7 protein-coding genes and 1 rRNA gene are annotated in these 6,696 nt (G+C 40.3%); 3 read left to right on the plus strand and 5 right to left on the minus strand.

Features of this window, described 5'->3' with window-relative positions; all coding sequences use genetic code 11:
• Window positions 1-21: 21 nt before the first annotated feature.
• Both dusB and L0668_RS14320 read right to left on the minus strand, forming a co-directional pair.
• Window positions 22-1,023, minus strand: a complete 1,002-nt coding sequence (gene dusB, locus L0668_RS14315; RefSeq protein WP_235313384.1) for a tRNA dihydrouridine synthase DusB — start codon at window positions 1,021-1,023, stop codon at window positions 22-24.
• A 226-nt stretch (window positions 1,024-1,249) separates the two neighbouring features.
• Window positions 1,250-1,567, minus strand: a complete 318-nt coding sequence (locus L0668_RS14320) for an Mpo1-like protein (RefSeq protein ID WP_235313385.1) — start codon at window positions 1,565-1,567, stop codon at window positions 1,250-1,252.
• Window positions 1,568-1,744: 177 nt separating this feature from the next.
• On the opposite strand from L0668_RS14320, the gene L0668_RS14325 reads away from it, so the two are divergent.
• Both L0668_RS14325 and L0668_RS14330 read left to right on the plus strand, forming a co-directional pair.
• Entirely contained in the window at window positions 1,745-2,590 is an 846-nt protein-coding gene (locus tag L0668_RS14325; RefSeq protein WP_235313386.1) for a tetratricopeptide repeat protein, read from the plus strand.
• A gap of 27 nt (window positions 2,591-2,617) precedes the next feature.
• Window positions 2,618-3,907, plus strand: coding sequence for a hypothetical protein (locus L0668_RS14330; RefSeq protein ID WP_235313387.1), 1,290 nt, complete (start codon window positions 2,618-2,620; stop codon window positions 3,905-3,907).
• A 30-nt stretch (window positions 3,908-3,937) separates the two neighbouring features.
• Here L0668_RS14330 and L0668_RS14335 read toward each other — a convergent pair whose 3' ends face one another.
• A complete protein-coding gene (locus L0668_RS14335) occupies window positions 3,938-4,141 on the minus strand; it encodes a DUF3565 domain-containing protein (protein WP_235313388.1) in 204 nt (67 codons plus the stop codon).
• Window positions 4,142-4,170: 29 nt separating this feature from the next.
• Window positions 4,171-6,108, minus strand: coding sequence for an ATP-binding cassette domain-containing protein (locus L0668_RS14340; RefSeq protein ID WP_235313389.1), 1,938 nt, complete (start codon window positions 6,106-6,108; stop codon window positions 4,171-4,173).
• Between the two features lie 150 nt (window positions 6,109-6,258).
• On the opposite strand from L0668_RS14340, the gene L0668_RS14345 reads away from it, so the two are divergent.
• The gene (locus L0668_RS14345; RefSeq protein ID WP_235313390.1) at window positions 6,259-6,465 is read left to right on the plus strand and encodes a YheV family putative zinc ribbon protein; all 207 of its coding nucleotides are present in this window, start codon (window positions 6,259-6,261) and stop codon (window positions 6,463-6,465) included.
• Window positions 6,466-6,622: 157 nt separating this feature from the next.
• On the opposite strand, the gene rrf is transcribed toward L0668_RS14345, so the two are convergent.
• A 5S ribosomal RNA gene (rrf, locus tag L0668_RS21005) occupies window positions 6,623-6,696 on the minus strand; the annotation flags it as partial.

A 6,696-nucleotide genomic window follows, 5' to 3' on the forward strand; every position in this document is an offset into this window, starting at 1 on the left:
TTGCTCTTTAGTTAGTCATCATTACGCAGTAGGTGAACTTAGCGATACCGCTGGTTCATCTACCAATTTATCAAAATACATGTTCAACGTGTCTAGTTGCTCTTGAGCATCCTCAATAGCATTAAACTTCGCACGAAACAGTCTTTGCTGGTCTTGTTCGGCCAAATACCAACCCACATGTTTTCGGGCAATTCTACATCCTAAATAGTCACCATAAAACTGGTGAACATTGGCGACGTGTTCCAGCAAAATGCTACTCACTTCGTCAATCTTAGGTGCAGCCAATATTTGACCTGTTTGCAGATAATGTTGTATTTCGCGAAATATCCAAGGATGTCCTTGAGCTCCACGACCTATCATCAATGCATCTGCTTTGGTGTATTCCAAAACTTGCTTGGCTTTATGGGCACAAGTAATGTCACCGTTGGCAACAACAGGTATCGACACAGCCTGCTTAATGGCCTTAATGGTGTCGTATTCTGCATTGCCTTTGTACATACAGGCTCGAGTGCGACCATGCACCGCTAATGATTGAATTCCATTATCTTGTGCAATTTTGGCTATTTGCACACCATTGCGGTTTTCAACATCCCAACCTGTGCGTATTTTTAAAGTCACTGGCACATCCACTGCTGCTACCACCGCCCGAATGATTTTTTCAACCAGTTGAGGGTCTTGTAGCAAAGCAGAGCCTGCTAACTTTTTATTTACCTTTTTTGCCGGACAGCCCATATTAATGTCTACAATCTGTGCGCCGTTGTTCACATTGAACTGAGCCGCTTTAGCCATTAATTCAGGGTCGGCACCCGCAATTTGCACTGCGCGTACGCCATCTTCACCTTGGTGATCCATTCGTTGTTTAGACTTGTCTGAGTTCCATACTCTAGGATTTGAAGACAGCATCTCTGATACCACCAACCCAGCACCTAAGCGCTTGCATAATTGCCTAAAGGGTCGATCTGTTACTCCTGCCATAGGAGCCAGTATCAAATTATTTTCTAACGCATAAGGACCAATTTGCATAATTACCTATATTTAAAATCGTGCAAAAAATGTCCGAAGTGTTAAAAAGGGGCGCAAGTTTACGGTTTTTTTTCAGGCTTGAAAAGCCCATAAAAGAAACAATTTTGTACTTTTTTTAGCCAAAGCGTATTGACAAAGGAATAATCCGCTAAATTTACCTAGAAATTACTCATTATGTAGCAAACAGATAACAATTGAGTAACAGATAGATTTGATTGGGAATAATCTATATAGGTAATTTGCTATTCAAAATATCTTTATACATCACCCAGTCTCCAATAAAACTATATAAAGGATGCTTAAAAGTAGCCGGTTTATTGTGTTCAAAAAAGAAATGCCCTACCCAAGCAAAACCATAACCTGCTATGGGTGCTAGCCACAAAAATACAAAGTTTTGGCTGAATAGCACATAGGCAATTATCAATAGCACCAAGGTTGATCCAATAAAATGCAAACGCCGACAAACTAAATTAGCGTGCTCTGCCAAATAGAATGGATAAAACTCGGCAAATGAATTGTAATTTTTAGCAGCTTCGGTTCTCATGGATTACGACTCTTAATCATGTATTTCATCCTGCTAACATAGAATAAACCTAAGAGAATGTCTAAAAAGCACAATAGAGTTTTAAGTTAGATTGAGTCCAGCTCACTTGAGTTTCTAGTTTTTGTCCCCATCCATCATGCATAAAACAAAGGCAAGCATTAGATAATGGATCCCATGATGAGCAACATAGTTAACATTACCCCAGAAAACTTTCAGCAAGTTATATTGCAAGATTCAGCAACTAAAGTTGTGCTGGTTGAATTTTGGGCCCAAGGTTTCGAGCCAAGTGATGCACTTGCTCCGATGTTAGCCACTATTGCTAGCAAATATTCAGACAATCTAGTTCATGCGCGCGTAGACGCTCAGCAGCAGCAAGAGATCACTCAACAATTCGGCGTGCAAGGTTTACCAACAGTCATTTTAGTCAAAGACGGCCAACCTCTAGACGGATTTGCGGGGCCGCAAACCGAAGAACAAATAATCACTTTGCTAGAGAAACACTTACCCAAGCCTGAAGACGGTTTATACCAACAAGCTGCAGAGTTAGTTACTGCAGGCGATTATCAACAAGCTTATCCTTTATTAAAAGATGCTCACGAACTCGCGCCTGAAAGAGCGGACATCAAATTATTATTAGCAGATAGCCAAGTGGAATTGGGCCAAATTAACCCTGCTAAAGCTTTATTAGAAACTATAGGGCTAGTAGACCAAGATGCTTTGTATAAAAGTATTTTAGGCAAAATAGAGTTAGCTGAACAAGCGGCAGAATCCCCCGAAATAAAAGCACTACAAGCTAAGTTAGAACAAAATCCAGATTCGTTAGAAATCAAAACTGAATTAGCGGTGCAGTTACATCAGGCGAATCAAACTGAGGAAGCGTTAGAGCTGATCATGTCAGTATTATTAAAAGACCTAAACTTTGGCGAAGCCAAAAAGTTTGCCTTGGATATGATCAACGCCTTACCAGATGGCGACCCATTAAAATCTAAATACCGCAGAAAAATTTATAGTTTATTGTATTAATATCTGCTCATTAAAAAAAAACTCACTGTGACTCAGACATTCACATATTTAGGCACTGTAGATGATGTAGTTCAACGTTACCCATGGGAAATGGACATGGGAACACAGCAATTTAATCAAATGTTGATTAGAAAAGCGCTATTAGGTGAAAAGGTAATCATCAATGATGGATACTTGTTGAACCACCCAGTAGCTCGGCAGGCTCTTCTTGACCCAACTTCTTCGCCATTAAAAGCACTAATTGAGGCAGACTTTGTCAAAATAATGTCTCGTAGTGGCTCATTACTCGATCTAGCAGAGAAAATGTCTGCTCAAGGAGTGGAGAGTTTTCGAACTTTGTTACATAGCTCAGAATGGCCAACGTTGCGTGCCATGCTAAAACAGTGGGAACCTGGATTACAAAAAATTGAAAACTTCTTACCTTGGCCAACCAAACATATTAGTCATGGATTTGACAACATTCTCTGTCGCAGTCGAGGGCTGAGTGTTGAAAGTTTATCTATGTGCGCAGCTAACAATGACGATTTTCAGCGAGTATTCGATTTATATACTCAATTAAATAAATCCGATAAAGAGGCTACACGCACTCGTTGGGAACAAGCTTGCATTAAGATATTAGGTCATGGAGTAAACGGAAAAGACAAGATTAGAGAATTAATGGGCTTAGCTTGCGAAGCTTATCATTACAACTTTGCAGTGTGTTTAAGCGCTCAATTTGCCAATCGAAAGATCTTAGTTGAGACTCGTTATAGCAAAGCATTCGCTGACTTAATTCAATTAGGTCAGCCAACTGAATCAGAACTATTAGACATACCTTCTATACAAATTCCCCAAAAGCTACGCTTTGATCGTCCTGAATTGTGGAAAGAGTTAGTTCATCCATTTAGTGATATAGCAAAAGAACAAAAACAATATCAAAACGTCATGGAGCAATTTTTTATAGGACAAGCAAATGCGAAGCTAGTTGAAGAAGTGTCAAAACAACATTCTAAAGCACTATCAAAACATTTCGAAAACGACCAACAGAATGCAGGAATTACAAAAGCAGCTTTAGGAATAGGATTTTTAGGTATTGGATTAGCTGCTGGAGGCCCTGTTACAGGAAGTGCAGCTGTCACTGCAGGTTTATTATGGCTTACAGAAAATAGTATATTGCCAACTGTGACACGCGTATTCAAACTGAGGGACAAAGGCTTTTTCAAGAAAAATAAAGGGCCCCAAGCATTCGACTTAAGTAACAAAAATACTCTTAGTTCTGTGTCAATATCTTTACCGCTCGCTCAGAAATTAGCAGATGACATACCTGACTATAAATAAAAAAGCTGACATTCACACAATGCTTTGTTTTTATGTATCTCTAGGTGCAGCGCGGCCACACTTTTTACAGTTCAATTGATGGCCTAACATTAACTCTCGTCCTTCTGGCGTGATAACCCAAGGTCGGTTTTGCCAGGGCGGATCATGACGAACGTGTTGGTTATGACCGCAAACGAGTTCGGCCACCCAGTGGTTTTCTTCGTCTTTATGGTAACCCTGAATCGCCTGAAGCATAGTTAATCCGTATTTCGTAGCTAAGGCAATTACCCTAATTGGGCATCGAATTCTTGTTGTTTAATTTCTAGCTGCTCTTGAGCATCTAGCCATTCCATTTCGGCATCTTCTAATGTCGACTTTTGTTCTGCTTGTGCCGCAAGTACATCTTTTAATTTGGCCTTGTTTTCAGCATTGTATAAATCCGTATCACTGAGTTGCTCCTCGAGCTTGGCCAATTTGGACTGACAATTCTCCATGACTTTTTCAAATTTAGTGATGGTTTTACGCAACCCTTGAGTGCCTTGCCTAAATTCAGCTTCTAGGCGTTTAATATTTTTACGATCAACTTTAGGTTCTAACTTTTCACTTCTGGCGGGATTCTCGTTACTTCCTGCTATCTTGTTACTTTCAGCTTTATTACTTTTCAGGATCCAATCTTTGTAATCATCCAAATCGCCATTAAATGCCTGTACTTGTCCACTATCTACTAAGTAAAAATCATCACACACTGAGGTTAATAAGTACCTGTCGTGCGACACCAACACCATTGCGCCTTCAAAGCCTTGTAATGCCATATTAAGTGCATTGCGCATATCAAGATCTAAATGGTTGGTTGGTTCATCTAATAACAATAAGTTAGGTTTCTGATAAACGGTGATAGCCAATACTAGCCGGGCCTTTTCGCCACCAGACATAGGTGAAACTTTACTCAGTGCATTGTCTCCTCTAAAGCCAAAGCCACCTAAATAGTCTCGTAAACTTTGCTCCGTAGCTTTTTTATCTAGGCGTTGCATATGGGCCAATGCAGAATCGTCACCTCGTAAAAACTCTAATTGATGCTGAGCAAAATAGCCAATTTTTAATCCTGACGAAGTTTCGTATATGCCTTCCATAGGTAATTTTTCACCGGCTAACAACTTGATAAGTGTCGACTTACCCGCGCCATTTTTTCCTAACAAACCTATTCGGCTACCTGGTACTAAGTTTAGGTGTAACTTTTCTAAAATAATGGTGCTGTCATAACCTACTTTTACCTGCTCCATTTTAATTAATGGATTAGGCAGCTTAGGCGGTGTAAAAAACTCAAACGAGAATTCTGAAGCTGCCATCACTGGCAGCAGGGTTTCCATTCTAGCTAATTGTTTAACTCGACTTTGCGCTTGTTTAGCTTTGCTGGCCTTAGCCCCAAATCGTCTGATAAACGACTCTAAATGAGCAATTTGATCTTGCTGTTTGTCATATTGTAGACTTTGCAAGCGTAGACGTTCTGCTCGTTGTTTTTCATAGGCATCATAGTTACCTGTGTAACTAACCAGCTGTTGCTGTTCAACACTAATAATTTCATTCACTGTGCTATCTAAGAAAGACTTATCGTGAGAAATTAATAACAAGGTGCCAGTGTATCTTTGTAGCCATTTTTCTAGCCAAATCACCGCATCTAGATCTAAGTGGTTGGTAGGTTCATCCAACAACAATAAATCAGAATGGCACAGCAAAGCTTGAGCCAAATTTAAACGCATTCGCCAACCACCTGAAAATGCAGTCACTGGATTTTGCATGGCATCATTAGCGAAACCTAATCCAGCTAGAATTGTGGCAGCACGAGCGTCAACATCGTAAGCACCCACCTGTTCTAGCAGGCTATGAATATGAGCTATCTGCTCACCATTGTGTGACTTTTCAGCTACTAACAGTTTTTCCTGTAATTGACGATACTCGGTATCGCCGTCAATCACGTAATCTAACGCAGAACGCTCTACCGCGGGAGTTTCTTGGGCTACTGAAACTATCTTCCAGTTCTTAGGAATATTAAAGTCGCCATGTTCGGTTTGTAACTCACCTTTAATCAAAGCAAATAAACTCGACTTACCACAGCCGTTGGCGCCAATTAGTCCGGCCTTGTGGCCAGGGTAAACTACCGCATTGGCGTTCTGCAGCAACATTTTACTGCCGCGCATAAGAGAAACATCAGAAAATTGGATCATGAAAACCTGTTTAACCACTCTTCAAGGCTTAAATCACAGCTTATTCAACCGCTTTCATAGAAGAAGAGATAACACTAAAAATTAATTGCGGGTATCATACCAAGATGCACTCTCGAAAAAATCCCTAATATTAGAGTAGTTACCAAAAGAATGACTAAGAAGACGAAAAAACGCTTTGTAGCCGGCGCTACATGCCCACAATGTAAATCCCTCGACACTATAATGTTGTTTTTTGAAAACAACGTAGAAAAAATTGAATGTGTTAAGTGTGACTACCACGAATCACAAACCGACAAACAGGTCACCAAAGCCACCCGCAGCAGTGAAAATGTAATTGGTGTGTTTAAGCCTGATTAAATATCGATAATAATATGACTGCAATATTTTTAATATGACAAGGATGTCTTATTTGGGTGAGCTTCATCAGGGATGTGCACACTCCTACCTTGAAGTATTTAAACACCAGATAGCAAAAAAGGGCTACCCGTTTGGATAGCCCTTCTTCTAATTGGGAGTCTGGCAGTGTGCTACTCTCGCATGGGGAAACCCCAAACTACCATCGCCGCTAATGCGTTTCACTTCTGAGTT

This window comes from Paraglaciecola algarum (genome assembly GCF_021532655.1).
Taxonomy (GTDB): Bacteria; Pseudomonadota; Gammaproteobacteria; order Enterobacterales; family Alteromonadaceae; genus Paraglaciecola; species Paraglaciecola algarum.

Bases quoted from the DNA above. Each gene is read 5' to 3' on its own strand.
- L0668_RS14320 (WP_235313385.1), bottom strand. From the start codon at position 1,567: ATGAGAACCGAAGCTGCTAAAAATTACAATTCATTTGCCGAGTTTTAT.
- L0668_RS14345 (WP_235313390.1), top strand. From the start codon at position 6,259: ATGACTAAGAAGACGAAAAAACGCTTTGTAGCCGGCGCTACATGCCCA.
- L0668_RS14340 (WP_235313389.1), bottom strand. From the start codon at position 6,108: ATGATCCAATTTTCTGATGTTTCTCTTATGCGCGGCAGTAAAATGTTG.
- L0668_RS14325 (WP_235313386.1), top strand. From the start codon at position 1,745: ATGAGCAACATAGTTAACATTACCCCAGAAAACTTTCAGCAAGTTATA.
- dusB (WP_235313384.1), bottom strand. From the start codon at position 1,023: ATGCAAATTGGTCCTTATGCGTTAGAAAATAATTTGATACTGGCTCCT.
- L0668_RS14335 (WP_235313388.1), bottom strand. From the start codon at position 4,141: ATGCTTCAGGCGATTCAGGGTTACCATAAAGACGAAGAAAACCACTGG.